Raw genomic sequence first — 26,471 nt, 5'->3', positions numbered from 1 at the left:
ACTATCGCTGATCCGGTTGTTCGACGGCCGGCCGATGGCTTTGTGACGGATCGACGCCGCACCGGTCGTTCTGATGCGATCCAACAGCCGCCGCACCTGGCGCTCGCTCAGGTCAAGCACATGCACCGCCGACGCCAACGTCATGCGTCCGTCGACAACCCTCGACAAAACCTCGATCCGCTGCAGGTCTCGCTCGCTCATCGCAATCAGTCCCATTCGCAATCTCCCACGTCATCAAACGCGGGCAGAGTGACATTCCAACTTTGCAGAAACAGGACACTTTAACTTTGCGGCTACAATAATAGATTGCATAATCAGCATTATGGAACAAAAGATTTCGCCAGCCGCGCCAAAGCCTTGCCTGATGGTTTTGGGAGATGGTGGGGCTGACGCGCCTCGCCATCTCCCTGCGACGTCCAAGCATCAGGAGCCGAGCAAGGCGGTGATCTCGGCGCGAGAAGGCATGGCGGGAGCCGTGCCCGGCCGTGTTACCGCAATTGCGGCGGTCGCGCAGCCGAAACGGACGGCCTGGATTGGCGCCTGGCCTTCCGAAATCGCCGTCGCGAACCCGCCAAGGAAGGCGTCGCCGGCCCCGGTTGTGTCGATGACATTTCCCGCCGAAAAGGCGGGCACGAATTCGCTCTGCCCGGCGGTGTGATAGAACGCGCCGCGGGCGCCGAGCGTGATGACCGCTGCTTTCGCACCCCGATCGACCAGGGTGCGTGCCGCTGCACGTGCCTGCTCATCGGTTTCGATCGCATGGCCCACCAATTCCGCTGCTTCAACTTCGTTCGGAACGATGAAATCGCACAGGCCATAGATGCTGTCCGGGATGGCGCTGGCCGGCGCCGGGTTGAAGATCGTTGTGGCCCCTGCCCCCTTGGCGATTGACAGGCCGTGCAAGGCCGCTTCCAGCGGTTGTTCGAGTTGTGTCATGAAAATAGCGGCGTTTTCGATCGCCGCCCGGTTCACCTCGACATCTTCGATGCCGATCAGCCCCGCGGCGCCCGGCACCACGATGATGGCGTTGTCGCCGCTTATCTCGTCGACGAAGATGAAGGCAGCGCCCGTTGAAACCCCTTCCATCTTCATCACATTGGCTGTCACACCCGCTTCGGCATAGGCCGCCAGCGCCATCGCGCCGAACGCATCGTTGCCAACCCGGGAAATGAAGGTCACCTTGCCGCCGGCCTTTGCCGCGGCGATCGCCTGGTTGGAACCCTTGCCTCCCGGCCCGAGGGTGAAACCAGACCCCATCAGCGTCTCGGCGATATGGGGCAGGCGTTTTGCCTTATATGCTGTGTCGGCAGCAAAAATTCCCAGGATGACGATCCCGCTTTTCTCGTTCATCGCACCGCCTCTTCCGCTGGAATGACGCCCTTGGTCAAAAGGAAGCATCCATAGAACCGCAATTCCCCGGTTGCGATTACGCAATAGGCCTTTTTGGCGATTTCGTAGAACGCCATGCGTTCGATGGGATACATCGGCGACGGCTTGCCTTCGGCGCGGTCGACGATCGCCTGTACTTCCTGTTGAATCGGCGGAATTTCATCCGGTTTGCCGATCACTTCCATGCGGCCGACCGAAGGCTGGATCGGCGTGTCCAAAGGCAAGACCGAAAGGACCGCGTCGATCGCCTGCGGTGCGGGAATATTTTCCATGGTCAGCAGTCTACCCAGGCGCGTCTGACGGGCGATCGAATCCGATGGAAAATTCATGTCGGAGATGACGAGATAATCGCCATGTCCCATGTTGCAAAGCGCTTGAAGAATGTCGCCGTTGAGTTCGGCCCGAATTCCCTTGAGCATTGATCTTCCATCCTTTCTCTGGCCGGAGCCCCGGCCGTGCTTCAATTTCTGTGTCCGGCGATATCCGCCTTGGAGTGCCCTGCGCGCTGTTCCGGACGCTTAGGATCTACGCATCGGGCTTTCCGACAACCGATTCCGATTTTCGGGCCGCTGCGCCAGGTTGCGGGCACGGGCCGCTCGAACCGCGCACGATCAGCGATCCGTCCACCATTTCGTCGCCCTTGCCCGGCGGTTCTTCGAGGAGAAGGCTGACCGCGCGCCGCGCCAACATGTCGGCCGGCTGGCGAATGGTTGTCAGCCGCGGCACCACCAGATTGGCAAGCGAGATGTCGTCGAACCCTGTGACGGAAAGTTTTCGCGGCACGTCGATCTTGAGGTCGCGGGCAGCGCGTAAAGCGCCGATCGCCTGCTGGTCGCTGGCGGCCGCAATCGCCGTTGGCCGGTTCTGCGGCGGGCGTGAAAGCAGCTCGCGGGCGATTCTTTCACCGGATTCGTAGTCGAACCTGCCATGGGCAATTTCCAGTTCGGCAGGCTCGCCGGTTTTGCCGAAGCCCTCCATGCGGCTGACAAAGGCCTCTTTGCGCATGCGCCCTGCTTCAGTGTCGGTCGGCCCGGTAATATAGGCGATGCGCCGGTGCCCTAGCCCATAGAGATGATCGGCAATCAGCGTGGCCGCCTGCGCATGGTTGGTCGACACCAGGGGAAAGGTGCCGAAGCGCCGGTCCAGCGATATGACCGGCACCGAGGCTGGCAGATCGAGACCTGAACCGTCGCTCGAAGCCACCACGATGATGCCGCGCACCGATCGGTCGAGAAAAGCCGAAACATGGCTCTGCTCCGCCTCGCTGTCGTTATGCGAGCTTGCCAGCATCAGGCTGTGACCGCATTCGAGCGCCGCGCGCTCGACGCTTGCCGCAAGCTGCGCAAAAAAAGGGTTGGTGATGTCGGGAACGACGAGGCCGATCACGTCGGTTCTGCTGGTGCGCAAGGCTCGTGCAGTCACGTTCGGCCGGTAACCGAGCGCCGAAATGGCGTCGTTGACCCTTTCACGGAGCATGGGTTTGACCGCGGCTTCGCCCGACAGAACACGCGAAACTGTGCCCACGGAGACGCCCGCATATTCGGCGACATCCTTGACTGTGGGCATCTTTGCCATGTTCAAACGTCCCGCGGCTATTTTACCGCTCCTGCGGTCATCCCGGCGATAATGTGCTTTTCCAACACGACGCCGACGATGACCAGCGGAAGGATACCGGCGGTGGAAAGGGCGGCCATCGACCACCAGTTGATGCCCTGGCTGCCTGTCTGGCTGGCAATCATCACCGGCAGCGTGTTCGTATTGGTGGAAGTCAGCAATGCGGCGAAGAAATATTCATTCCAGCACAGGATCAGCGCCAAAAGGAAGGCGGCAACCATGCCCGGCAGAACGAGCGGCACGATGATGCGGGCAAACGCTCCCCAGACCGACAGGCCGTCGACCAGCGCGGCTTCCTCGAGCTCGACCGGTATGGTGGCGAACTGGTCGCGCATGATCCAGACGACGATCGGCAGAACCATCAGCGTATAAACGGCGATCATGCCGGCATAGGTGTCGAGCAGCGCCAGTTCCTTGTAGAGAACCAGGAATGGCAGGGCGAGGACGACAGGCGGCATAATCAGCTGTGACAGGAAGAAGAAGGAAATGTCGGAATTGCGCATATGGCCGAATTTGTAGGAGAAGCGGCTGAGGCCGTAGGCGGCGAGCGACCCGAGCACGACCGCAAGTGCGGATGCCGTGACGGAGATGATGACGCTGTTCCAGAGCCTGCGCATGAACTCGTCACGCACGGTCGAGATCTGGGGAATCGTATCGGGAGAGAGGCCGAGCGAGCGCCAGCCGAGCCAGTTGGGCGCGAAATTGAACCAGGGGATCAGATTGCCCCGCATGACATCTGCGGCTGTCTTGAACGAGGTTGAAACCGTCCAAAACAGCGGGAAGACGCAGACACAGGCCCAAATGACGAGCAGGCCGTAAATGGCCAAACGCATGGCCCACCAGCGAATGCGTTGGCCCCGTCCATATTTTTCGAAATCGATGCGAACCATCAAAGCCTTCCTGTCATCCGCTTGACGATGCGGTCGGAGATCTTCATCAGCCCCGTCATGCCGAGGACGATGATCACCAGATAGACGAGCGCGAGCAGGGTTCCGTATCCGACATTCGAACGGTCTCGGTATTCGCGGTAGATGAAACTGGTGACGGAATCCGTCGCTCCGCCGGGCCCTCCCGATGTCACCGTGATGATGATATCGGCGAGCTTGAGCTTGAAGATGATGCGGATCATCACTGCCGTGACCGACACCGGCAGCATCAGCGGGAAAATCACCTGCCAGAAGCGCTGCCATTTGGTGGCGCCGTCGACTTCGGCTGCCTCCAGCACCTCCCTCGACAAGGCCTGCAATCCGGCGAGCAGCATGATCATCATGAAGGGAATGAAGGTCCAGGCGTCCATGATCATGATCGAAAGCCGCGCCGTCAGCGGATCGCCGAAAAAGGAGGGGTTTTCCCAGCCGAGCCAGCGGGCCATGCGCGCGATCGGGCCGAAACGGGTTTCCAGCATCGACTTGCCCACCATCCAGCTCACCGCGACCGGCGACAACATCAAGGGCACGAGGAAAGTAACCCGCCAGAACTTCCGGGCAATGATTTCCTGGTTGAGGAGCAGCGCCAGGCCGAAGGCGATCGCATATTCAACAGCAATCGCAAGGCAATAAAGGATCATGTTGAGCAAGGCATTGGCATAGAACGGATCGGCGATCATGCGGCGCACATTATCAAGCCCGTTGAAGCGCCGCCCGGCCGAAGAGGCGAGATTCCAGTCGGAGAAGCCGATCCAGAGCGCAAAGAGCAGCGGGAAGACTACCATCGATACGACGAAAAGTGCGGCCGGCAGAACAAAGAGCGCCTTCTTGCCGGCCTCGCCATATATGACGACGCGGGTGACGCAGAGAACCGCGGCCCAGATGAAATAGGCGTAGAGAACCGGCCGCCAGTTGGCAAAGCCCCAATCGGTCCAGCCAAGTTCGTGGACAGCCTGCAATACAAAGGATGCGATGAACCATGTGGCGCTCAGCCCCAGAACCGCGCGGCCCCAGAAACGGCGGCTCGCGGAAATGGAGCCGGCTTCGACCGTGTGGAGCAGGTCGCCTTCGACTGTCGACATTGATATTCCTCGCCCGGACAGGATGGGCGCCGGCGGAGCCTTTTCAGTCCGCCAGCGCGTTTATGCCAATCGATCAGAGCCCGAGGCTCGCCCGATAGAGTTTCAGCTGGCTATCACGGCCGATCTGGTCGGTGATCTTTTCCCAGGCGGCGGCAATTGCATCCGCGGTTTCCTGTGCCGACTTGTATTGTCCGGCAAAGCCCTTCGCCAATTCGTCCTCCGCAACGGAGTAGTATTGGAAGATGCCGGGGATGCGCGGTTCGATCGCAGCGTTCGGATGGTTGTAGCTGTCGGCGTTCGAACCCAGATAATCCTCGATGTAGGCGCGATCGTAACCTGCCTTTTCCCATTCGTCGTAGTTGAAGTGGGACTGACGATAGGGCTGGAAGCCGGACGGATAGGCCGACGTCCAAAGGGACAGATCCTTGCCGCCGAGATGGGCGGCAGCAGACCAGGCCGCCTTGCGTTTTTTCTCGTCACTGGAGACTCGCTTGGTGACGTAGATGCCCCAGCCGAGGTAGGCCATGTTGGGCGCTTCGTTATACTTGTCTTCCCATTGGCCGGACTTGCGGTTGTAGACGCGGTTGGAGCCGCGGTTGATGCCGAAGCCCACCACGTCGCCGACGACCGACGTATCCGAGGTGCGCGCGCTGGAGCCGACGTCGCCCCACCACATCAGCATGGCGCCGGTGCCTGCCAGGAACTGCGAGAAGGCTGTGGTGCCGGGGTCCGCATTGATCTGGTCGGCAGGATAGGCCTTGGCCGCGATCAGATCCAGCACATCCTGGATCGCCTGGACCCAGGCGGGGTTGTTGACCAGCGGCTTCATATTTTCGGGATCGAACAGCCAAGCCGGATCGCCCGGATATTTGGCATAGGCCGTCGCCCGGTTCTCGATGAAATAGAAGCCGAAGCCGCCCCAGCCCTTGAGCGGGTCGAGATAGCCGTAGGCCGGCTGGCTGGTCAAGGGATCGGTCTTGCCGATCAGCGCCTTGGACGCTGCGTTGACGTCCTGCCAGGTCTTCGGCGGCTCGGCCATGCCGCTGATCGAGCCTTCGCCGAAGTAGTCCTTGCGATAGGCGAAGGTGTGGCAGTCGCCATCGATCGTGACGCGATAGGTCTTGCCGTCCCAGGTGCCGACCGGCGGCTTCAGGTAGCTCACCAGGTCGTCGGCTTCGACCTGCTTTGCAGCCCAATCAGGCATCTCGTCGAGAAGCCCGCGTCCGGCGGTATCGCCTTCGAAAGGCGCACCCATTTCAAGGATGTCGAAATCGACAGTGCCGGTTGCGATCGACTGCTGAAGGCGGGCGTTGTAATCGGCCTGAGCAAGGTCGATCCAGTTGATCTTGGCGCCGGTATAGGCTTCCCAAGGCTTCAGGAAGCCGCGGAACAGGAAGTTGTGCAGATTCTGGTTGTTGAGCCCCATGAAGGTCAGCTCGACGCCGGCGAATTCGCCCTGCTTGACATTGGCCTTGGTCGGGCCGAGGCAGAGCTCGCCGACCTTCTGCCAGTCCGCGTCCGTCGGCGAACCCTTGCCGACGCCCGGGATCTGCAGGATCTGCGCGCGTAGGTCATCGGCGGCGAATGCGGTACCGGCAATTCCGCCCATCGCGCCGGACAGCCCGAGCAGAGCCGCCGCACTTGCCGTTCCGCGTAAAACGTCGCGGCGGCTTGCCTGACGGCGCATCAGTGCATCGTAAATTTCGACTTTCATGTCTTTCTCCTCCACGTTTGGTGCGCTGCCGCCAGCCATGTTCCGGATGGCCCGAATTTGGGACTGGTCTCGTGCAGAACTATCTGGTAAACAAGAAAATGAAACGTTTCATAATTCTTGTTTGAAACCGCTCCTCTCGGTCTCATCATTGAGCATTAGACGGGAAGCGGAAAAAGTCAATAAAAAATGAAACGTTTCATGGAGGAGGTTTTGAAGGTATTTCGGGTCGTGGCAGAGCGCGTTTTCGTTGTGCCTCATACGCTGGATACTGTCGAGAGATTCATCCCCTGGAATGTGTGCCTGGGGTGACCGGAAAGCGAGTGGGAGGCATATGGCTGAGGTCAATATTTCAGAGGCGCGGAAGGCATACGGCGCCTTAAACATCCTGCATGGGGTCAATATAGACATTCGCGACGGCGAGTTCGTGGTGCTCGTCGGCCCATCCGGCTGCGGCAAGTCGACCTTGCTGCGCATGGTCGCAGGGCTCGAGAGCATTACCGGCGGCACCATCTCGATCGGCGGAAAGATCGTCAACAATCTGCCGCCAAAGGACCGCGATATTGCGATGGTCTTCCAGAGCTATGCCCTCTATCCGCACAAGACCGTTGCCGAGAACATGGTCTTCGCGCTGCGCCTCCAGAAGCAGCCGGCCGATCTCATCAAGCAGCGCCTGCAGGCGGCGGCCGAAACACTCGACCTCGTGCCCTATCTCGACCGCTATCCGCGCCAGCTTTCGGGCGGCCAGCGGCAGCGCGTGGCGATGGGACGAGCCATTGTCCGATCGCCGCAGGTCTTCCTCTTCGACGAGCCACTGTCGAATCTCGACGCCAAGCTGCGCGTGCAGATGCGCAAGGAGATCAAGGAACTCCACCAAAGACTGAGAACCACGACGATCTACGTCACCCATGACCAAGTCGAAGCGATGACCATGGCGGACAAGATCGTGGTCATGCAGGGCGGCAAGATCGAACAGACGGGAACGCCGCTGGAACTCTACGACCGTCCGCGCAATACCTTCGTGGCCACCTTCATCGGCTCGCCGTCGATGAACCTGCTGAAAGGTCATTACAAGGCCGATGGAGCCGTCTTCGTCACGGAGACAGGCGATGAGATCGCGCTCGGTTTTACCCCGGAGGCGTCCGATGGCCAGGCCGTGCGTCTGGGCGTGCGGCCCGAACACCTGTCGCTCGCTCCGAGCGGCCTGAAGACGACCGTCAACGTCACCGAGCCCACCGGCCACGAGACGATGGTATTTCTGCGCTACGGATCCGGCGAGCTTGTCGCCGTGCTGTCCGAACGTCACGATTTCGAGCCGGGGCAGGCCGTAACGATCGCTGCCCGGCCGGGCAAGCTTCATCTGTTCGATGCGGAATCCGGTAAGACGCTGCGACGGGTTTGAGGAGCCGTCTCCCGATCAATGCAGCATTCCTCGGGGCTAAATACGAAAAGGCTGGCCGCCATGGCAGTCGATTCCTTGACCTCGTCAATGCGTGACCGATTTTCACCCTGTGGGCTGCTTGTTCGCTGACAGCAGCAGTCGCGGAGGGCATGCCGGAGAGCAACGGAACTCTATGGGCTTGGAGGCGATCAATGCTTTCGACAGACCGAGATTTGAAGCGGGGCGGCGAGCGGTTTCCCATTCCTTCGCAGGGTGAAGTCGAAGGCAGGCTTCTGATGTTTGAAGTGATTGCCGTCACCTGCCTGCAGGAGCTTCTCGCCAAGACGGAGTCGCGCCTGGTTTCCAAGCTTCGCCGGAGACTTATCCATAATCTGAAGGCGAGGTGTGCCCCATTGAAGTTATGCACGGATGACGAAAAAGCTGCAGAGGAATTCGCACTCCAACTTTTGAGCGCAGCTCTGGAAGAAGCCGAAGACGAAAGGCGAGCCGACTAGGCCGCGATCACCCCGGCAAGCGGGTCGCCTGCACGCCTTCACCATCCACCAAGGGTCGGCGGCAGAATTCGGATGCGCCCGTCGCGTTCGACGCCGCGGCGATCGAATTTCACGCAGGCGATCTCGCTGAATACACCGTATTCCCGAAGCCGGCTTTCGTCGCAGCGCGGCGGCGCGGCAGCCTCAGCTTCTCAGCCAAGGCCGCTCAAGAACTCCTCGGTCTCCATGAGTTCGAGCTGCACGGAAAAGCGGTCGTGGAGAAGTTCCAGCGAAGCGTCATAAGTATCGTCGGCGCTGCTGCAGACGGCATCCTTCAGTAGGATGACGCGATAGCCGAGATCGATGGCGCCGAGCGTCGCGGCAAGCACGCAGACGTCCGTTTCCCCACCGGTAATCACAAGGGTGTTGACCCGTTCCGATTGAAGAATCGTGTGAAGGCGACCGTCGATCCAGGGGGAATAGGTGCGTTTGTCGAAACATCTTGCCGGCGGAACATGCGAGGCGAGCGACGAAGTCAGCTCGACGAGGCCATGCGGAAGATGCTCACCTGTCATCATCCACCATTTCCGGTAATAATCGCGCCATTTTCCCGGCATCGCATCCGCATGCTGAGGCGGCATGAAACGGGTGAAGATCGTTCGGGACGGATAGCGGCCGGCGAGCTCCTCGACCTGAGGGGAGATCCGGGCCATCCATGGAACGTGCCACGGCGTGTCTTCGGCAAACATCCGCTGCATGTCGACGCAAAGGTGCCGCCACTCGCCGATCTCGCCCATCACATCCTCCATTCGTCTTGGGGCGTCAACCGCTGCCCGGGGCGAAAGTTCCTGATGCCGAAAGATCAAAGGGCGCTAGGCAATGGCTCCCGGAGCGATCGTCCGTGATGCGGGGCTGCTTTCGGATTTGCCGAAGCAGTCGAGTTCGCGAAGCGGAACCGGTTTGGAGAAGAAGTAGCCCTGGAGGTCGGTGCAGCCGAGGGCGGCCAGAAAGTCCCTTTGATATTCGGTTTCGACCCCTTCGGCCGTCGTCGAAATGCCGAGGTTGCGGCTGAGAGTGACGATGGCGCCGATGATGGCAGCGCCGTTGGCTTTTGCGCCCAGCTGAGAGACGAAGGAACGATCGATCTTGATGCGGTCTATGTCGAAGCGGACCAGGTGGCTGAGGCACGAAAAGCCGGTTCCAAAATCATCCAGCGAAATCTGAACTCCACGGCCACGCAGCGATTTTAGTACCGAATAGACATCCGAGCTATCCTCGATCAGCGAGGACTCGGTGAGTTCGAGCTCCAGGCGCGACGGCGGCAAGCCGGTCTCTTCGAGCACGGCGAAGACCTCCTCGGCGAAGTTGGGCCTTCTCAGCTGGGAGGGAGACACATTCACGGCCACAAAGGTGTCTTTCGGCCAGCTGCTGGCAGCCCTGCAGGCTTCGCGCAGCACCCAGAAACCGAGAGCGTCGATGAGGCCGCCTTCCTCGGCCGCCGGGATGAAGCTGGCAGGCGTCAACAGTCCGCGCTGGCTGTGGCGCCAGCGCACGAGAGCCTCCGCGCCTGACGCCGAGTATCCGCCCTCGGCGCGATGCACTGTCTGATAGTAGACCTCAAGCGATCCGAAGTCCGGTCTGTTGCCGATCGGACCGGGTTGTGGAGCGACGGCCGAGAAGGCCGTGCTCTTTGCCAGAACATCCCGCAATTCGTTCTTGAGGACGTCGCGTGCATTCCTGCCTCCGTCCATGGACGGCGAATAGACGCGCCACTGGCCTCTTCCGCCCATCTTGGCCTCGTAAAGCGCGACGTCGGCATAACGCATGAGATCGTCGGCATTGCGTCCGGCATCCGGCACCACGGTCACACCAATCGAGCCGCCGACCCGGGCGATCGCTTCGCCCCTCAAAAGCGGGAAGGGTCTGCCAAGTTCGGCAACGATCGCTTCGCAGATGGAGGGCAAGATTTTTTCATCTCTGATATTCCGGAGAAGCAGGGCAAACTCGTCCCCGCCGAGGCGGGCAAGCGTGTCCCCCGGACGAAGCAACGCGTGAACCCTCTCCGCAGCCAGCCTGATGAGCTCGTCGCCGGCAGCATGCCCGAACGTGTCGTTCACCGCCTTGAAGCGGTCGAGGTCAAGGAGCGCCACTGCCGACCGCTCGGCGGAATTGCGCGTGTCGGCCAAACACTCCTCTAAGCGCATCGCGAATAGGGCGCGGTTGGGAAGGCCGGTCAGCACGTCATGCAGGGCGAGCTGCCTGGCGTGCAGCTCGCTTTTCTTCAGTTCGCCGAGACTGCTTCGCAGGCGGACCAGCAGAACCGAAAACAGGACCGCGATCACCAGGGCGGCAATCGAAAGCGCCGGCATCAAGCGGCCGATCACCCTCGAACCAGGAAGATCAGGCCGCCATACAATAAAGCCGATCGGTTCGCCGTTTGCCGTTGCGTCGATCTGAAACGCAACCTCATTTTCGTCGGCGTCGGCCGTGCGCGCGAAGCGCGCGCCGTTGAGGCCTTGTTGCCGGCTCAACTCGTCGAGCGCCGCGCCGTCGAGAAACCGCACGACGATCAGGAATTGCCGCATCGGCTGCGGCTGCCGCTCGGCGGCTTCGTTGACGGCAACGACGCCCACGATCGTCGGCCGGCCTTCGAGCCGCATCAGATTGGCCAGTGCATGGTTCGAGCGAGCGGTATTGGCCGCTCGGCTATCCAATGACGATGGGATCCGTTCGCTGGAAGCGGTGCCGTGGTGCGCCGTCAGGCGCGCGTCTTTCAGGAGAGGCAGAAAGAGCGGTTTCATCCAGCGATAGCGCTTTTCGGTTTCGGCGTCGGTCAGCATGATCAGCTGCGCCTTGTCATCGACGACGAAGGCCTGATCATAGCCGAAGGCCGACATCGCAGTGTGGCTGATCGCACTCCCGGCCGCCGCCGTGAGAACAGTGTCGAGGCTGGAGGAAACTCCGGCTGCCCGGGAGGCCGGATAGACGCCGGAGAGGTAGCCATTGCCGAATTGACCAATGACATGCGCCACTTGATCGACCTGTTCCCTGAGGCGCGCATTGACAAGCTGACGTTGTCGATCGAGGGCTGCCGCGTCGCTCTCGGTTCCCGCCCAGAGTGCGGAAAGCACGACCAGTCCGATCGCTCCGAGCCCGCTGACAGCGATCAGGAATAGAATTCTCCCCGAAGCGATCCAGGATTGCTGAAACGAATTGGAGCTGGAAGGGACAACGATGTGCAAGCCTAAACCCCTGAACCCACCACGGGCGCATTCGTGGACGCTAACAAAGAAGCGTTCACGTAGAATTAAAGGCTGGGGCGCACTATGGCGGAGACTACGCCACACAAGGAGTTCCGACGATGTTGCGCCTATCCATTCAGACTATACTGCGCGGAGCGCTGATGGCGGGCGGATTGGGCCTCCTTCTCGCCGCCGCCTCGCCGCTGCAGCTGGCTGCGCAAGATCGCACGCCTCTGAGAGTTGCCGTCGAAGGAGCATTTCCGCCCTTCAACTATCTCGATGCAAATAACCAGCTGCAAGGCTTCGACATCGATATCGCCAACGCGCTTTGCGACGCCGGCAAGTTCGAATGTCAGTTCATCATCGAAAAGTGGGACGACATGATCCCCGATCTCGTCGCCGGCAAATACGACGCGATCATCTCGTCCATGTCGATGAGCCTGGAGCGCCGCCAGAAAGTCGCTTTTACCGAGAAATATTACACTAGCCCGTCGGTGTTCATCGCCCGGAAAGATTCGCCGATCAGCGACGTCAGCCCCGCCGCCCTCAGCGGCAAGAAACTCGGAGTGACATCGTCCACAGCGCAGGAATCCTATGCTAACCACCTCTATCCTGACCTGAAGAAGACGGTTTTCCGGTCTTCGCCGGAATTATACAAAGGCCTGTCGGACGGGCGGGTCGACATTATCCTTGAGGATAAACTCGCCATTTATGACTGGATCGCCAACACGAAGGCGGGAACCTGCTGCGAGTTCAAGGGGCCGGATCTGGTCGACGTCACCTATTTCGGCGAGGGTGCCGGCATCGCGTTGCGCCTGGATGACAAGGAGCGTCTTGCGCGCCTGAACGAAGGCTTGAGGGCCATCAAGGCCGACGGGACCTACGACATGATCAACGCTAAGTATTTCCCGTTCAGCATCCAGTAGTTTTGCCAAGTCAAAACTAAATAGCGCCGCGCTTCGAAAAGATGCGCGGCGCTGTCGGTTTGGTCTTCGGTCCTTCGCTTTATGCGGCTTTCGCGACGTCTCCATGTGGGTCGAGAACAAACTTCGTCGCCGCCCCATGATCGAAGCTCTCATAACCTTGGACGGCATCTTCGAGCGGGATGACCTTGGCGTTGACGATGTCGGCGATCGGCAGCCGGTCATGGAGGATCGCCTGCATGAGCTGGCGATTATATTTGAGCACCGGAGTCTGGCCGGTGTGGAAGGACTGCGCCTTTGCCCAGCCAAGACCGAAGCGAAGCGAGAGATTGCCGTGCTTGGCGGCATTGTCGACGGCGCCTGGATCCTCGGTCACGTAGAGGCCGGGAATGCCAATCGAGCCCGCGGCGCGGGTGATCTCCATCATCTGGTTCAGCACGATTGCCGGCTGTTCGCCGCCCGAATGGCCGCGTGCCTCGAAGCCGACCGCGTCGATGGCGCTGTCCACTTCGTTGCTGCCGACGACTTCAGCGATCATGTCGCCGAGACGGTCGCTCTTGGAGAGGTCGATGGGCTCAAAACCGACTTTCGCCGCATGTGCGAGGCGGTCCTTGTTGAAATCGCCGATCATGACGACCGCAGCACCGAGGATGCGAGCCGAAGCCGCAGCCGCTAAGCCGACAGGACCGGCACCGGCGACATAGACGGTCGAGCCGACGCCGACGCCTGCGCGCACTGCACCGTGAAAGCCGGTGGGCAGAATGTCGGAAAGCATGGTGAGATCGCGGATCTTCGCCATCGCCTTGTCCCGGTCCGGAATTTTCAGCAGGTTGAAATCGGCATAGGGAATGGTGACGTAGCGTGCCTGTCCGCCGATCCATCCGCCCATGTCGACATAGCCGTAAGCGCCGCCGGCGCGAGCCGGGTTTACGGTCAGGCAGACGCCGGTATCCTGAGATTTGCAGCAACGGCAACGGCCGCAGGCGACATTGAAGGGCACCGAGACGATATCGCCGATCTCGAGCATCTCGACATCGACGCCTTTCTCGATGATTTCGCCGGTGATTTCATGGCCGAGGATCAGGCCTGGCATTGCCGTCGTGCGGCCGCGGACCATGTGCTGGTCGGAGCCGCAGATATTGGTGGAGATCACCTTCAGGATCACGCCGTGTTCGATGCGGCGGCCGTCCGGCGCTTCCAGCTTCGGATCGTCGATATCGCGGACTTCGACCTTTCCCGGCCGGAGATAGACGACGCCTCTGTTCTTGCTCATGGATTCCTCCCATGTGTTGAATGCCTCGAGCTGCAACCGATGCAGTCGACGGCAAGCTTTCCTCCGGCCTGCCTCCTCTGCAGTCCGGTATTCACATCGCCGCATCGGGCGATATTCGAATTTCGCAGCTAGGCGGGGACAGGCTGGATCGAGGAGAGAGTGGCACGATAGGTCTGGCCTGTCGTTCCGCTCGTCATCGCCCGCCGCAATCCGGAGATCTGCTGCGCACAGAGCTGGTTCGGGCTCCAGAACCTCCTTTCGATCCGTCTCGATCTCTGGGTATCAAGCCAGCGACCGCCTTGAGGACTTCAGTTCTACCACCGCCGCGCGGCAGCGCGCCGGCCGCTGGCCAGCCTCGCATGTTCATGTCGCCAGCTTGCAAGGCAGCGCCGTAAACATGACCAGAAAACCATGCCTAGTCGAAAACAGCGCCCGAAAAAGCGACATGGGCGCACCTCCAGGCGACAGGCGGCAAAGCCGCAATCACTTTCCGTGGGGAACGACAGATTGATCTCGCGAATGCGGCAGTTTTCCGGATCGCTCCGGATGATGTGATCGCAACTGTCGGGCTTCGCACCGCTGAACATGTGGCACTTGTAATCACATCTTTCGGCCAGCAGCAGATGTCGTTTTCAATCGTGATTGGACTTCGGCTGTGACCTGAGCGAGGCTGTTTCTGGGAGCGGACCATCTATTTTTCCGGGGATAGGAGGCCGAAATGGAACAGCATGCACTCGAGCAATTGAAAACGATCGCTAAGGTCAGCCCGACCTATGAGCGCCTTGAAATGACGAGGCGCGAACGCCTAGAACGGTGGGCGGACATTCTGGAACGCAGCCCTAAGCCGTTTCTCAGAACGCTTCACGAGACAGAGTATCAGCCGATTGCCGATCGGCTCGCCTTGCGTGACGACGACACTCCGATCTCTGTTGCGTTCGCTGATCCCATTCTGCGGGCGGCAGGAATGGAAAACGACAGCTATGGCGAAGCCAGGCGGTTCTTCGAACTCAGTGATGAGCAATTGCATGACCTGGTCTGCTTTTGCCATTTCGGGGAACGCGTCAGCGCTGCGACACTAGCTCGCCGCGTACGAAAGATGGCGGCTCATAAACCAGGCGGGTTTTTCGCTCAGCTTCGTGCGTTCTTTGGCTAGTTGAGGCTGAGGCGGCCACCTGGAACTATCAAAGGGGGTGGCCCCACCGCCGGCTGAAACGGCCGTCACGGCAATCGCATGGTCGCTCATCGGCGCATGAGCGAACACGACAAGATTCGTCAGCGGAGCGGAGGACAGGCGGCAGCCAGCCGCCCTATGGCCGGCGGCCCCGATTGAAATCGACCGCCGTATGCCAGAACACGGCGCCGAGGATGATGGCGCCGCCAAAATAGGTGGCGACGGGCGGCTCTTCGGAAAATAGCAGCCAGACCCAGAAGGGCGTCAGCACGATTTCCATCGTGCCGATCAGCGCGGCTTCGGCCGGCGGCATTCGCTTTGCCCCGGCGAGGAAGAGTACCAGCGCCAGCGAGAAATTCGTCGCCCCGAAGGCGGCTAGCACGATCCAATTGTGCAGATCGAGCGAGCCGACCGAGCCGAAGGGCGCGAAGATGACAAGCGTCAGGAAAGCGCTGACCACGGTCGGCGGCAGGCTCGGCACGCCGGGATCGATGCGCGGAATAATGATGACGAGCGCGAAGGAGGCGGTCATGCCGAGCGCTAAGAGATCGCCCCAACCGGTGCCGCCGCCGATCGACGAGGCGACGATGATGCCGACGCCGAAGAGGGAGACGGCGCCGGCAATCATCGTTCGCCTAGCCACTCTCTCCTTGAGGATGAGCCAGCCGAACAGCGCCGCGATGAAGGGGGTCGTCGCGTAAATCATCGTCACATTGGCGACGGTGGTCATATAGAGCGCCCCGATGAAGCATCCCTGACTGAAGGTCTGGCATGCGATCATTGCAAGTCCGGACGGATGGAAAACGGAGTGCCATTGCCGCCGCGAGATGCCCCCTTCGAGGAAAAGGCAGGGGATCAGCAGAAACAGGCCTCCGAACAACGACCGCCAGGCGATCGCCGTCCATACGTCGGTCGTGAGCAGCCGCGAATAGACGCCGCTCGCACTCCAGGCGAGCGTCGCGGCAACAATGAGAAGCACACCCTTCTCGTGCTCGCTGCCTGCGAGGCGCGTGGTCGGATTGTCGATGGTCACCACAGATTCTCAAAGAAGGAAGTCGAACGCCGCCCATTCCTGCGCCAGGATTTGACATTAGACAAACGAATAGTAGAGATGACTATCATCGATTTTTTCTATGGCTGACCATGCACGAGCCAATCGAAAGCGACCTGTTGAGAACCTTCCTGGTCGTCGCCGAGACATCGAATTTCTCCGCGGCTGCCCAGCGGATCGGCCGGACGCAGTCCGCCGTCAGCACCCAGATCAAGAGGCTTGAGCAGACGATCGGCGAATGCCTCTTTGAGCGCGGCGCCCGCGGCGTGCTGCTGACGCGCCAGGGCATACAGCTGGTGCCTTACGCCCGCAGGGTCATTGATCTCCTGAACGAGGCGGCCGCGACGATCCGCAGAAAGCCGCTGGACGGGCCGGTGCGCATCGGAATTCCCGAGGAATACAGCCAGACAGTTTTGCCGGCAGCGCTTGCTGCTTTCGCTGTGCGTCACCCGGCTGTCGAGGTCACCGTGTCCTGTGATTATACATCACGCAACCTCGCCGCCCTGGAGCGGGACGAACTCGATCTCGCCGTCGTTTTCGACTGGAGCGACCAGACGAAAGGTGAGGTCATCTGCATCGATCCCACAGTCTGGGTCACCTCGATGGTCCACCGGCTGCACGATCTCGACCCCCTCCCCATTGCGACCTATCGCAACTCCACCTGGTCACGTGATTTTGCGCTCCGGTCGCTGGAGCAGATCGGCCGCAACTATCGCATTGCTTTCATTGCCGATACGGGTTCGGGACTGAAGAATGCGCTGACCGCAGGCCTTGCCGTGACAACGCTTTCGCGCAGCAGCATCCCGCCCGGCTGCCGGGAGCTGACCGCCGAAGACGGTTTCCCGCCGGTCGATTCCTCGAAGGTGGTGCTCCGCCGCAGCACCTACCGTTCCACCGAAGCCATCTGCGAGCTTGCCGAGATGATTCGGGACGCGTTCCAGCCTACGTCGCCGCTGCCGATGACGTGATGCGGCGGCGCAAGCGGCGCCTTGTCTCGGACGGGCTTTCGGAAAAACTCGCCCGGTAGCTTCTGGCAAAGGCCGAGGCCGAATTGAAACCGGTTGCCGCCGCGATATCGGCGAAGGAGGCCGTCGTCTCGATCACCTTGCGGCGCGCCGCATTCAGGCGCAGTGCGAGATAATGCACATGCGGCGGTGCGCCGATGCTCTGCTGGAAAAGATCCTGCAGATGCCTGGCGCTGATGCCGACCCTGCGGGCGATCCGAGTGAGGATCAGGGGCTGCTCGATATGTTCCTCCATCAGCCGCACCGCCTGCGCCACGCGGGGATCGTGCATGCTGAGCCCCGCCGAGGCTGCGGAAAGCGGTTCGTCGCCATGAAAGGAGGGCTGCTCGTAGCGGAACAGCCGGCTGACTTCGAGCGCCAGCGAATAACCTTGTCGCTGCCTGATGATCTCCAGCATCAGGTCGATGGTCGGCAGCGAACCCGATGTCGTCAGTCGCTTGCCGTCGATGACAAAACGATCCTTGACGGCCCGCACCTCAGGATAAGCAAGCGCAAAATCCTCGTAATCTTCCCAGTGAACGGTCGCTGGCTGCCCGTCGAGCAAGCTCGCCTCCGCGAGCAGCCAGGTGCCTGACTCAATGCCGGCGATCACCGTGCGGTGGCGGGCGGCCTGGGATAGCTGCATCTTCAGCGCCGGCGTGGCGCTGCCGCGCCAGTTGTAGCTCGCAAGCACGAAGAGCGGTCTATCCTCGGCCGTCGCCCGGAAGATCCCGTCCGCCGGAATGGCGATGTGGCTGGTGGTCGGAACCGGCGCTCCGTCCGGTGTCAGGAGCCGCCAGCGGTAGAGCTCGCTGCCGGAAATGCGATTGGCGCCGCGCAGCGGCTCGATGACCGACGCGATCAGGATCAGGTTCGTATCCGGAAGGACGAGAAGGTCGATATCGAGCCGCTCGGTCGATCGCTGTAGCAATGTCACCTCCATCGATTCCGATAATGTATCAAGAGCTTCTGAAAGCGTAAAGCATCTCTGTTCATGTTGTCGCGTAATGACCACAAGACGGGAGAACAAAACCATGCCTCTAGCGATGAACCGCGATGTCTTCATCACCTGCGCCGTGACCGGCGCCGGCGATACGGTTTCCAGATCCAGCCACGTTCCCATCACTCCCAAGCAGATCGCGGATTCAGCGATCGACGCCGCCAAGGCTGGGGCGGCCGTTGTTCACTGCCATGTCCGCGATCCGGAAACCGGGGCCGCCAGCCGCCGCAATGATCTCTACAGGGAGGTCACCGACCGCATCCGCTCGGCGGATATCGACGTCGTTCTCAACCTCACCGCCGGAATGGGCGGGGACCTGATCTTCGGGGATGTCGAAAGCCCCCTGCCCCTCAATGCAAAGGGCACCGATATGGCGGGCGCCAGCGAGCGTGTCAGCCACGTCGCCGAGTGTCTGCCGGAGATCTGCACCCTTGACTGCGGCACGATGAACTTCAACCTCGGCGACTATGTCATGACCAACACGCCGGCCATGCTGCGGGCGATGGCAAGCAAGATGACGGCTCTCGGGGTGCGGCCCGAAATCGAGGCCTTCGACACCGGTCACCTCTGGTTCGCCAAGCAGCTCGCCGAAGAGGGGTTGATCGAAGACCCCGTGTTGATCCAGCTCTGCATGGGCATTCCGTGGGGTGCTCCTGACGACCTCAACACGTTCATGGCGATGGTCAACAATGTGCCTGCGAGCTGGACCTTTTCGGCCTTCTCGATCGGCCGCAATGCCATGGCCTATCCGGCCGCGGCGGTTCTGGCGGGTGGCAATGTGCGTGTCGGCCTGGAGGACAACCTCTTCGTCGGCAAGGGCCAGCTCGCCACCAATGCGCAGCTCGTCGAAAAGGCCGTGCAGGTGGTGGAAGGCATGGGCGCGCGGATCATCGGTCCGGAAGACGTCCGCAAGAAACTCAAACTGACGAAGCGCTGAGGGCGGCATGACAGGGATCAGCAAGGCAGCTTGTATCGGCGGCGGCGTCATCGGCGGCGGATGGATCGCTCGTTTCCTGCTCGCCGGTATTGACGTCGATGTCTTCGACCCGCATCCGGAGGCCGAACGCATCGTCGGCGAAGTGATCGCCAATGCCGAAAAGGCCTATGCCATGCTGACCGGCGCACCGTTGCCGCCGCGCGGCCGGCTCACCTTCTGCAAGACATTGGAGGAAGCGGTCGCCGGCGCCGACTGGATCCAGGAAAGCGTGCCGGAACGGCTCGACCTCAAGCGCGGTGTCTTGACGCAGATCGATGCCGCGGCACGGCCGGATGCCCTGATCGGCTCATCCACATCAGGACTGCTGCCGACCGACCTGCAGCGGGACATGAAACATCCCGAACGGCTGTTTGTCGCCCATCCCTATAATCCGGTCTATCTGCTGCCACTGGTCGAAATCGTCGGTGGCGAGAAGACATCGGCGGTGACCATCAAGGCGGCGATGGACAAACTGCCGCCGATCGGCATGAAGGGCGTCCACATCGCCAAGGAGATCGAGGCCTTCGTCGGCGACCGGCTGCTCGAGGCGCTCTGGCGCGAGGCCCTATGGCTTATCCACGATGACATCTGCACCGTCGAGACGCTCGACGACGTCATCCGTTATTCCTTCGGCCTGCGCTGGGCGCAGATGGGCCTGTTCCAGACCTACCGCATCGCCGGGGGCGAGGCCGGGATGCGCCATTTCCTCGCCCAGTTCGGGCCGTGCCTCGCCTGGCCTTGGACCAAGCTCACCGATGTGGTGGATCTCGACGATGCGCTGATCGAAAAAATCGGCCGACAGTCCGACGAGCAGGCGGCGGGACTTTCGATCCGCGAGCTCGAGCGCATCCGCGACGAAAATCTTGTCGGCATCCTCCAGTCCCTCAAGGGCGGCCACAGCGGCAAAGGCTGGGGTGCCGGCAAGCTGCTTAAGGATTTTGAGCAGTCGCTTTGGGCGAAAGGAGGCGGCGCGGCAGCGCCTTTCGATCCGTCGAAGCCGCTGAGGCTCGTCGAAACCAAGGTCAGCCCCGCCTGGGTCGATTATAACGGCCACATGACCGAGCACCGCTACCTGCAGGTTTTCGGCGATACCTCGGACGCGCTGCTGCGTCTTGTCGGCGTCGATCTCGCCTATGTCGAGGCGGGCCACAGCTACTATACGGTCGAAAGCCACATCCGCCATCTCGGCGAGGCAAGGCTCGGGCAGGCGATCCACTCGACCTGTCAGGTGCTCGCCGTCGACGACAAACGGCTGCATGTCTTCCACACGCTGTACGATACGGCGACGGGCGAGGCTCTCGCCACCGCCGAGCACATGCTGCTGCATGTCGACAGCAAGATGGGTAAGGCGGCACCGGCGCCGGCCGCCGTGCTCGACAAGGTCAGGATGATCGCTGCGGCTCATTCGGAATTGGCGCTGCCCGAAGGCGCCGGCCGTTATGTCGGCCAGAAACGGTAAGAGGATCGGCATGGATTTCGGCCTCAGCGAAGAACAGCAAATGATCGTCGACACGGTTCGCGCCTTTGTCGAGACCGAAATCTATCCGCATGAGAGCGAGGTCGAGCGGACCGGCATCGTTCCACCGGAACTCGGCCGCGAGATCCAGCGCAAATGCATCGATCTCGGCTTCTACGCCTGCAACTTTCCGGAGGAGGTCGGCGGTGCGGGCCTCGATCATCTGACCTTCACGCTGGTCGAGCGGGAGCTCGGGCGCGGCTCGCTGGGTCTGACGGTTTTCTTCGGCCGGCCCTCCGGCATTCTGATGGCCTGTGAGGGCGAGCAGCGTGAGCGTTATCTCCTGCCCGCGGTGCGCGGCGAGAAGATCGACGCGCTTGCGATTACCGAGCCGGATGCCGGCTCCGATATGCGCGGCATGAAATGCGCTGCACGCCGCGACGGCGGCGACTTTATCCTGAACGGCACGAAACATTTCATCTCGCATGCCGATGTCGCCGATTTCGTCATCGTCTTCGCCGCGACCGGGGAGGAGGAAACGCCGAAAGGCATCAAGAAGAAGATCACCGCCTTCCTTGTGGATCGCGGCACGCCCGGGTTCGAAATCCTCAAAGGCTACGAGTCCGTTTCGCATCGCGGCTACCATAATTGTACACTCAGCTTTGAAGACTGCCGCATTCCCGAAGCCCAGGTGCTGGGCGAGGTGCATCGCGGCTTCGATATCGCCAACCAATGGCTTTACGGCACGCGGCTGACGGTTGCCGCCACCTGCGTCGGCCGGGCGCGGCGCGTCTTCGACCTGGCGCTCCCCTATGCCGCCGAGCGGAAGCAGTTCGGCAAGCCGATCGGCGCCAATCAGGGTGTGTCGTTCAAGCTTGCCGACATGATCACCGAGATCGATGCGGCCGACTGGCTAACGCTTGCCGCCGCCTGGCAGGTCGACGCCGGTCGTCCCGCCGACCGGCAGATCGCCTCCGCCAAGCTCTACGCCTCCGAGATGCTGGCTCGCGTCACCGACGAGGCGATCCAGATTTTCGGCGGCATGGGCCTGATGGACGACCTGCCGCTCGCCCGTTTCTGGCGCGACGCCCGCGTCGAGCGCATCTGGGACGGCACCTCCGAGATCCAGCGGCACATTATCAGCCGCGATCTGCTTCGGCCGCTGGGAGCATGAGCCGATGACCTCAAGACCGCTCGACCGCCTGCTCAGACCGCAAACGATCGCCGTCTTCGGCGGCCGTGAGGCACGCAGGGTGATCGAGCAGTGCGACCGCATGGGCTTTTCGGGCGAGATCTGGCCGGTTCATCCGAAACTCGACGAGGTGCTTGGGCGGCGCTGCTATCGCTCCCTCTCCGATCTGCCTGCGGCACCGGATGCCGCTTTCATCGGCGTCAACCGAACGCTCACCATCGACATCGTGCGCAGCCTTTCGCTGGCCGGCGCCGGCGGCGCCGTCTGTTATGCATCGGGCTTCAGCGAGGCGACGGCGGAACTTGCCGATGGCGCCGAACTGCAGCAGGCCCTTGTGGAAGCGGCCGGTGGCATGCCGATCCTCGGGCCGAACTGTTACGGGCTGATCAACGGCCTCGACGGCGCTTTGTTATGGCCTGATCAGCATGGCATGCAGCGCGTCGAACGCGGTGTCGCGATCCTTACGCAGTCCTCCAATATCGCCCTCAACCTGACCATGCAGACGCGCGGACTGCCGATCGCCTATGTGGTCACATCGGGCAACCAGGCGCAGACATCGCTTGCCGATGTCGCCTGCGCGCTCATTGAGGATCAACGCGTCACGGCGGTTGGCCTTCACGTCGAAGGGTTCGGCGACCTTGCCGGCCTGGAACGCCTTGCCGCTATGGCCCGTCGGTCGAAGAAGCCTGTCGTCGTGTTGAAGGTCGGCAGGTCCGAGCAGGCGAAACACGCGGCCGTGTCGCATACAGCTTCGCTTGCCGGCAGCGATGCGGTGGCCGATGCCGTGCTCGCCCGCCTCGGTCTCGGCCGCGTCCAGAGCCTGCCGGCGCTGCTCGAAACTCTGAAACTGCTGCATCTTGCCGGTCCTCTCCCAAGCTATTCGATTTCGTCCATGAGCTGCTCGGGCGGCGAGGCTTCCCTGATGGCGGATGCCGCCGTCGGCCGGAAAGTGGAATTCCCCGCCCTGCAGCCGCAGCAATTGCCGCGGCTGCGCGAGGTGCTCGGCGAGATGGTAGCGCTTGCAAACCCGCTCGACTACCACACCTTCGTCTGGGGCGATCTCGCGCGTCAGACGGAGGCATTCAGCGCCATGTTCAAAGGTGGCTGCGCACTCAATCTCGTGGTTCTAGATTTTCCCCGCGACGACCGGTGTGATTCATCCGAGTGGACGACGACGACAGACGCAGTCATCGCCGCAGCCTCCGCGACCGGTGCGCTGGCCGGCGTGCTCGCGACCCTTCCCGAGAACATGCCGGAGCCGGTTGCCGCTCGTCTGATGTCAAAGGGCATCGTCGCCTTCTCGGGTATCGACGAAGCCATCACCGCGGCGGAAGTTGCCGCTGGGATCGGCGAGGCCTGGGATCGTCCCCCTCCCCTGCCGCTCCTCAACGTCGTCCCCGTTGATGGCGAGCTCGATACGCTGTCGGAAGCCGATGCGAAGACCGAGCTTGCTGCCTGCGGCCTCCCTGTTCCCCGGGGGCTGCAGGCTTTTTCTCCTCGCGAAGCCGCAGAGCAGGCCGAGCGGCTCGGTTTTCCCGTCGTACTGAAGGGGCTCGGCATTGCGCACAAGACCGAGGCCGGCGCCGTCGTGCTCAACCTCAAAGATCCAGAGGCGGTCACGAATGCGGCGGCGGCGATGCGGCCGAATGGCGGTTATCTCGTCGAGAAAATGATCGATCCGCCAGTCGCCGAGCTCATTGTCGGCGCCAGCCGGGACCCGGTCTTCGGATTGTCGCTGACATTGGGAGCGGGCGGAATCTTCGTCGAACTGCTCGAAGATTCCGTCGTTCTGCCGCTTCCGGCGACGAAAGCCGATATTGGTGCGGCGATTTCATGTCTTAAAATCGCAAAGTTGATCCATGGCTATCGCGGGCGTCCGCGCGGCGATCTTGAAGCCACTATAGACGCCGTCGCAGCTACGGCAGAATATGTCGTAAAGAATGCGGTGCGCCTTGAGGAACTGGACATTAATCCCTTGATGGTTCTTCCCGAAGGGCGCGGTGTTGTTGCAGTTGATGCTCTCATACGGCGAAGGAGGTAGCGCAGGTTTGAGCGACTACATTCGTACACGAAGTGACGGCGGAATATTGGAAGTCGTCATCGACCGGCCGAAGGCGAACGCCATCGACCTCGCGACCAGCCGCGCCATGGGATTGATCTTCCGAAATTTCCGCGACGACCCCGACTTGCGCGTTGCCATCGTCACGGGTGCGAGCGAAAAGTTTTTCTGCGCCGGCTGGGATCTGAAGGCGGCTGCGTCGGGCGATGCGGTCGACGGCGACTATGGTGTGGGTGGCTTTGGCGGGCTGCAGGAACTGCGTGACCTCAACAAGCCCATCATCTCGGCGATCAACGGCATCTGTTGCGGCGGCGGACTGGAGATCGCGCTCTCGACCGACCTCATCATCGCCGCCGAGCATGCGACCTTTGCCCTGCCGGAAATCCGCTCGGGCACGGTCGCCGATGCGGCTTCGATCAAGCTGCCGAAGCGCATCCCCTATCATATCGCGATGGACATGCTTTTGACGGGCCGCTGGCTCGACGTCCACGAAGCGCATCGCTGGGGTTTCGTCAATGAAATCCTGCCCGCCGATCGCCTGATGGCGAGAGCCTGGGAGCTTGCCCGGCTGCTCGAAAGCGGGCCGCCGCTCGTCTATGCTGCAATCAAGGAAATCGTTCGCGAAGCGGAGGGTTCGACGTTCCAGACTGCCATGAACAAGATCACCAAGCGGCAGTTTGCGACCGTCGATCGGCTCTATTCGAGCGAAGACCAATTGGAAGGCGCGCGGGCTTTCGCGGAGAAGCGAAGCCCCATTTGGAAAGGACGATAAGGAGGCGGCAGCAACCGCGCATTTTCCCGCATGATGCGGGCACCGGAGGCGGAGAGGAAACCGCCTGCGATTCTGCCCGGAAGTTCTGTCAACGCACCAAAGAAGGAACAGGGGAATGAACGACTACACCAAATATCTCACAAGCCGCGTCACCGCCGGCGGGCTCAGCCGCCGCGAATTCATGGGACGCGCCATGGCGGCCGGCATCACACTTGCCGTTGCCGACAAACTCTTCACCGAAAGCGCAGAAGCCGCCGAACCGAAGCACGGTGGTCACCTGAAGCTCGGCCTCGAAGGCGGTGCCGCCACCGATTCCAAGGATCCGGCGAAATTTCTGTCGCAGTTCATGTTCTGCGTCGGCCGCTGCTGGGGCGATATGCTGGTCGAATCCGATCCGCTGACTGGGGCTGCCGTGCCGGCGCTCGCCGAATCCTGGGAGCCGTCAAAGGATGCGGTCACCTGGACCTTCAAGATCCGCAAGGGCGTCAAGTTCCACAACGGCAAGGAACTGACGATCGACGACGTCGTTGCAACGCTGAAGCGCCACACCGACAAAAGCTCGGAATCAGGCGCGCTGGGCGTTCTCGGCTCGATCAAGGAGATCAAGGCCGATGGCGGCAATCTCGTCCTGACGCTCAGTGAAGGCAATGCCGATATGCCGCTGCTGCTGTCGGATTACCATCTGGTGATCCAGCCGAATGGCGGCGTCGACGATCCCCTGGCCTCGATCGGTACCGGACCTTACAAGCTGACGAGCTTCGAGCCCGGCGTCCGCGCCACCTTCGAGAAGAACAAGGACGACTGGCGCACCGACCGCGGCTACGTCGATTCGATCGAGATCATCGGCATGAACGACGCCACCGCCCGCATCGCGGCCCTGTCGTCGGGCCAGGTGCACTACATCAACCGTGTCGACCCGAAGACGGTCAGCCTGTTGAAGCGCGCACCCAACGTCGAGATTCTCTCGACAGCCGGCCGCGGCCATTATGTCTTCATCATGCATTGCGATAAGGCGCCGTTCGACAATAACGACCTGCGCCTGGCGCTCAAATACGCCATGGACCGCGAAACCATGGTGCAGAAGATCCTTGGCGGTTACGGCAAGGTGGGCAACGATTTCCCGATCAACAGCACCTATGCGCTGTTCCCCGAGGGCATCGAGCAGCGCACCTACGATCCCGACAAGGCTGCCTTCCACTACAAGAAGTCAGGCCATAGCGGTTCGGTTCTCCTGCGCACCTCCGAAGTCGCCTTCCCCGGCGCCGTCGATGCGGCCGTCCTTTACCAGGAAAGCTGCAAGAAGGCGGGCATCGAGATCGAGGTCAAGCGCGAACCGGGTGACGGGTACTGGACCAATGTCTGGAACGTCCAGCCCTTCTCGACCTCCTACTGGGGCGGCCGCCCGACGCAGGACCAGATGTATTCCACCGCCTATCTCTCGACGGCGGACTGGAACGACACCAAGTTCAAGCGCCCTGACTTCGACAAGCTCCTGCTGCAGGCGCGCGCCGAGCTTGATGAAGCCAAACGCAAGGATATGTACCGCACCATGGCGATGATGGTGCGCGACGAGGGCGGCGTGATCCTGCCGATGTTCAACGACTTCGTGAACGCCTCCACCAAGCAGGTGAAGGGCTATGTCCATGACATCGGCAACGATATGTCGAACGGTTACGTCGCAACCCGTGTCTGGCTGGACGCCTAGCGGCGAAGGGCGCACGCCCTTCCGATCCCCAACGAAGCCGGGACCGTGGG

23 protein-coding genes are annotated in these 26,471 nt (G+C 61.5%); 11 read left to right on the top strand and 12 right to left on the bottom strand.

What is annotated here, in order from left to right:
* The 7 genes from PH551_RS17945 to PH551_RS17915 all read right to left on the bottom strand — a co-directional run.
* The coding region (locus PH551_RS17945; RefSeq protein ID WP_285193670.1) for a helix-turn-helix domain-containing protein at window positions 1-216 on the bottom strand (216 nt) is incomplete at its 3' end.
* Window positions 217-423: 207 nt separating this feature from the next.
* Window positions 424-1,350, bottom strand: a complete 927-nt coding sequence (locus PH551_RS17940) for a ribokinase (RefSeq protein WP_285194031.1) — start codon at window positions 1,348-1,350, stop codon at window positions 424-426.
* A complete protein-coding gene (locus PH551_RS17935; protein WP_085780676.1) occupies window positions 1,347-1,808 on the bottom strand; it encodes an RbsD/FucU family protein in 462 nt (153 codons plus the stop codon). The genes PH551_RS17940 and PH551_RS17935 overlap by 4 nt, the downstream gene beginning before the upstream one ends.
* A 106-nt stretch (window positions 1,809-1,914) precedes the next feature.
* Window positions 1,915-2,964: a LacI family DNA-binding transcriptional regulator gene (locus tag PH551_RS17930; protein ID WP_285194027.1), complete on the bottom strand. Its 1,050-nt coding sequence runs from the start codon at window positions 2,962-2,964 to the stop codon at window positions 1,915-1,917.
* A gap of 17 nt (window positions 2,965-2,981) precedes the next feature.
* On the bottom strand, window positions 2,982-3,893 hold the full coding sequence (locus tag PH551_RS17925) for a carbohydrate ABC transporter permease (protein WP_285194025.1): 912 nt from the start codon (window positions 3,891-3,893) through the stop codon (window positions 2,982-2,984).
* Window positions 3,893-5,011 carry a carbohydrate ABC transporter permease gene (locus PH551_RS17920; protein WP_285194022.1) on the bottom strand — a complete coding sequence of 373 codons (1,119 nt, stop codon included), beginning with the start codon at window positions 5,009-5,011 and terminating at the stop codon, window positions 3,893-3,895. The genes PH551_RS17925 and PH551_RS17920 overlap by 1 nt, the downstream gene beginning before the upstream one ends.
* 73 nt (window positions 5,012-5,084) lie before the next feature.
* Window positions 5,085-6,725, bottom strand: coding sequence for an extracellular solute-binding protein (locus PH551_RS17915; RefSeq protein ID WP_285194020.1), 1,641 nt, complete (start codon window positions 6,723-6,725; stop codon window positions 5,085-5,087).
* A 331-nt stretch (window positions 6,726-7,056) separates the two neighbouring features.
* Here PH551_RS17915 and PH551_RS17910 point away from each other — a divergent pair, with 331 nt between their 5' ends.
* Window positions 7,057-8,124 (top strand): ABC transporter ATP-binding protein, encoded by a 1,068-nt coding sequence (locus PH551_RS17910; protein ID WP_285194019.1) that lies wholly within the window; start codon window positions 7,057-7,059, stop codon window positions 8,122-8,124.
* A 191-nt stretch (window positions 8,125-8,315) separates the two neighbouring features.
* A complete protein-coding gene (locus PH551_RS17905) occupies window positions 8,316-8,618 on the top strand; it encodes a hypothetical protein (protein WP_184460002.1) in 303 nt (100 codons plus the stop codon).
* A gap of 191 nt (window positions 8,619-8,809) precedes the next feature.
* On the opposite strand, the gene PH551_RS17900 is transcribed toward PH551_RS17905, so the two are convergent.
* Window positions 8,810-9,394, bottom strand: a complete 585-nt coding sequence (locus tag PH551_RS17900) for a cysteine hydrolase family protein (protein WP_097599142.1) — start codon at window positions 9,392-9,394, stop codon at window positions 8,810-8,812.
* 75 nt (window positions 9,395-9,469) lie between these two features.
* Window positions 9,470-11,839, bottom strand: coding sequence for a putative bifunctional diguanylate cyclase/phosphodiesterase (locus tag PH551_RS17895; protein ID WP_285194017.1), 2,370 nt, complete (start codon window positions 11,837-11,839; stop codon window positions 9,470-9,472).
* 119 nt (window positions 11,840-11,958) lie between these two features.
* Here PH551_RS17895 and PH551_RS17890 point away from each other — a divergent pair, with 119 nt between their 5' ends.
* On the top strand, window positions 11,959-12,765 hold the full coding sequence (locus PH551_RS17890; RefSeq protein WP_285194016.1) for an ABC transporter substrate-binding protein: 807 nt from the start codon (window positions 11,959-11,961) through the stop codon (window positions 12,763-12,765).
* A gap of 79 nt (window positions 12,766-12,844) precedes the next feature.
* On the opposite strand, the gene fdhA is transcribed toward PH551_RS17890, so the two are convergent.
* The gene (gene fdhA, locus PH551_RS17885) at window positions 12,845-14,035 is read right to left on the bottom strand and encodes a formaldehyde dehydrogenase, glutathione-independent (RefSeq protein ID WP_097599176.1); all 1,191 of its coding nucleotides are present in this window, start codon (window positions 14,033-14,035) and stop codon (window positions 12,845-12,847) included.
* Window positions 14,036-14,753: 718 nt separating this feature from the next.
* Between fdhA and PH551_RS17880 the strand changes: the two genes are divergently transcribed.
* Window positions 14,754-15,188, top strand: coding sequence for a hypothetical protein (locus PH551_RS17880; protein ID WP_285194014.1), 435 nt, complete (start codon window positions 14,754-14,756; stop codon window positions 15,186-15,188).
* Window positions 15,189-15,342: 154 nt separating this feature from the next.
* On the opposite strand, the gene PH551_RS17875 is transcribed toward PH551_RS17880, so the two are convergent.
* Entirely contained in the window at window positions 15,343-16,239 is an 897-nt protein-coding gene (locus PH551_RS17875) for a DMT family transporter (protein WP_097599139.1), read from the bottom strand.
* A 110-nt stretch (window positions 16,240-16,349) separates the two neighbouring features.
* Between PH551_RS17875 and PH551_RS17870 the strand changes: the two genes are divergently transcribed.
* Complete coding sequence (locus tag PH551_RS17870) at window positions 16,350-17,225, top strand: LysR substrate-binding domain-containing protein (protein ID WP_285194011.1); 876 nt, start codon at window positions 16,350-16,352, stop codon at window positions 17,223-17,225.
* On the opposite strand, the gene PH551_RS17865 is transcribed toward PH551_RS17870, so the two are convergent.
* Complete coding sequence (locus tag PH551_RS17865; RefSeq protein ID WP_285194010.1) at window positions 17,200-18,198, bottom strand: GlxA family transcriptional regulator; 999 nt, start codon at window positions 18,196-18,198, stop codon at window positions 17,200-17,202. The genes PH551_RS17870 and PH551_RS17865 overlap by 26 nt on opposite strands.
* A gap of 97 nt (window positions 18,199-18,295) precedes the next feature.
* On the opposite strand from PH551_RS17865, the gene bcoG reads away from it, so the two are divergent.
* From bcoG to PH551_RS17835, 6 genes are all read left to right on the top strand, one after another.
* On the top strand, window positions 18,296-19,198 hold the full coding sequence (gene bcoG, locus PH551_RS17860) for a 3-dehydrocarnitine:acetyl-CoA trimethylamine transferase BcoG (protein WP_085780692.1): 903 nt from the start codon (window positions 18,296-18,298) through the stop codon (window positions 19,196-19,198).
* Between the two features lie 7 nt (window positions 19,199-19,205).
* The gene (locus tag PH551_RS17855; protein ID WP_285194009.1) at window positions 19,206-20,696 is read left to right on the top strand and encodes a carnitine 3-dehydrogenase; all 1,491 of its coding nucleotides are present in this window, start codon (window positions 19,206-19,208) and stop codon (window positions 20,694-20,696) included.
* A gap of 10 nt (window positions 20,697-20,706) precedes the next feature.
* Complete coding sequence (locus PH551_RS17850; protein ID WP_285194039.1) at window positions 20,707-21,867, top strand: acyl-CoA dehydrogenase family protein; 1,161 nt, start codon at window positions 20,707-20,709, stop codon at window positions 21,865-21,867.
* A gap of 4 nt (window positions 21,868-21,871) precedes the next feature.
* A complete protein-coding gene (locus tag PH551_RS17845; RefSeq protein ID WP_285194008.1) occupies window positions 21,872-23,926 on the top strand; it encodes an acetate--CoA ligase family protein in 2,055 nt (684 codons plus the stop codon).
* 7 nt (window positions 23,927-23,933) lie between these two features.
* Complete coding sequence (locus PH551_RS17840) at window positions 23,934-24,716, top strand: carnitinyl-CoA dehydratase (RefSeq protein WP_085780696.1); 783 nt, start codon at window positions 23,934-23,936, stop codon at window positions 24,714-24,716.
* Between the two features lie 115 nt (window positions 24,717-24,831).
* Window positions 24,832-26,421, top strand: coding sequence for an ABC transporter substrate-binding protein (locus PH551_RS17835; protein ID WP_085780697.1), 1,590 nt, complete (start codon window positions 24,832-24,834; stop codon window positions 26,419-26,421).
* The last annotated feature ends 50 nt before the right edge of the window (window positions 26,422-26,471 follow it).

Origin of the sequence: Rhizobium atlanticum (assembly GCF_030182485.1) — a bacterium.
Taxonomy (GTDB): domain Bacteria; phylum Pseudomonadota; class Alphaproteobacteria; order Rhizobiales; family Rhizobiaceae; genus Rhizobium.
Note: the sequence above shows the minus strand (reverse complement) of the source record. Positions and strands in the feature narration are given on the sequence as shown.

Excerpts from the sequence above, each read along its gene's own strand:
- PH551_RS17940 (WP_285194031.1), bottom strand. The coding sequence starts at position 1,350 with ATGAACGAGAAAAGCGGGATCGTCATCCTGGGAATTTTTGCTGCCGAC.
- PH551_RS17935 (WP_085780676.1), bottom strand. The coding sequence starts at position 1,808 with ATGCTCAAGGGAATTCGGGCCGAACTCAACGGCGACATTCTTCAAGCG.
- PH551_RS17930 (WP_285194027.1), bottom strand. The coding sequence starts at position 2,964 with ATGGCAAAGATGCCCACAGTCAAGGATGTCGCCGAATATGCGGGCGTC.
- PH551_RS17925 (WP_285194025.1), bottom strand. The coding sequence starts at position 3,893 with ATGGTTCGCATCGATTTCGAAAAATATGGACGGGGCCAACGCATTCGC.
- PH551_RS17920 (WP_285194022.1), bottom strand. The coding sequence starts at position 5,011 with ATGTCGACAGTCGAAGGCGACCTGCTCCACACGGTCGAAGCCGGCTCC.
- PH551_RS17915 (WP_285194020.1), bottom strand. The coding sequence starts at position 6,725 with ATGAAAGTCGAAATTTACGATGCACTGATGCGCCGTCAGGCAAGCCGC.
- PH551_RS17910 (WP_285194019.1), top strand. The coding sequence starts at position 7,057 with ATGGCTGAGGTCAATATTTCAGAGGCGCGGAAGGCATACGGCGCCTTA.
- PH551_RS17905 (WP_184460002.1), top strand. The coding sequence starts at position 8,316 with ATGCTTTCGACAGACCGAGATTTGAAGCGGGGCGGCGAGCGGTTTCCC.
- PH551_RS17900 (WP_097599142.1), bottom strand. The coding sequence starts at position 9,394 with ATGGGCGAGATCGGCGAGTGGCGGCACCTTTGCGTCGACATGCAGCGG.
- PH551_RS17890 (WP_285194016.1), top strand. The coding sequence starts at position 11,959 with ATGTTGCGCCTATCCATTCAGACTATACTGCGCGGAGCGCTGATGGCG.
- fdhA (WP_097599176.1), bottom strand. The coding sequence starts at position 14,035 with ATGAGCAAGAACAGAGGCGTCGTCTATCTCCGGCCGGGAAAGGTCGAA.
- PH551_RS17880 (WP_285194014.1), top strand. The coding sequence starts at position 14,754 with ATGGAACAGCATGCACTCGAGCAATTGAAAACGATCGCTAAGGTCAGC.
- PH551_RS17870 (WP_285194011.1), top strand. The coding sequence starts at position 16,350 with ATGCACGAGCCAATCGAAAGCGACCTGTTGAGAACCTTCCTGGTCGTC.
- bcoG (WP_085780692.1), top strand. The coding sequence starts at position 18,296 with ATGCCTCTAGCGATGAACCGCGATGTCTTCATCACCTGCGCCGTGACC.
- PH551_RS17855 (WP_285194009.1), top strand. The coding sequence starts at position 19,206 with ATGACAGGGATCAGCAAGGCAGCTTGTATCGGCGGCGGCGTCATCGGC.
- PH551_RS17850 (WP_285194039.1), top strand. The coding sequence starts at position 20,707 with ATGGATTTCGGCCTCAGCGAAGAACAGCAAATGATCGTCGACACGGTT.
- PH551_RS17845 (WP_285194008.1), top strand. The coding sequence starts at position 21,872 with ATGACCTCAAGACCGCTCGACCGCCTGCTCAGACCGCAAACGATCGCC.
- PH551_RS17835 (WP_085780697.1), top strand. The coding sequence starts at position 24,832 with ATGAACGACTACACCAAATATCTCACAAGCCGCGTCACCGCCGGCGGG.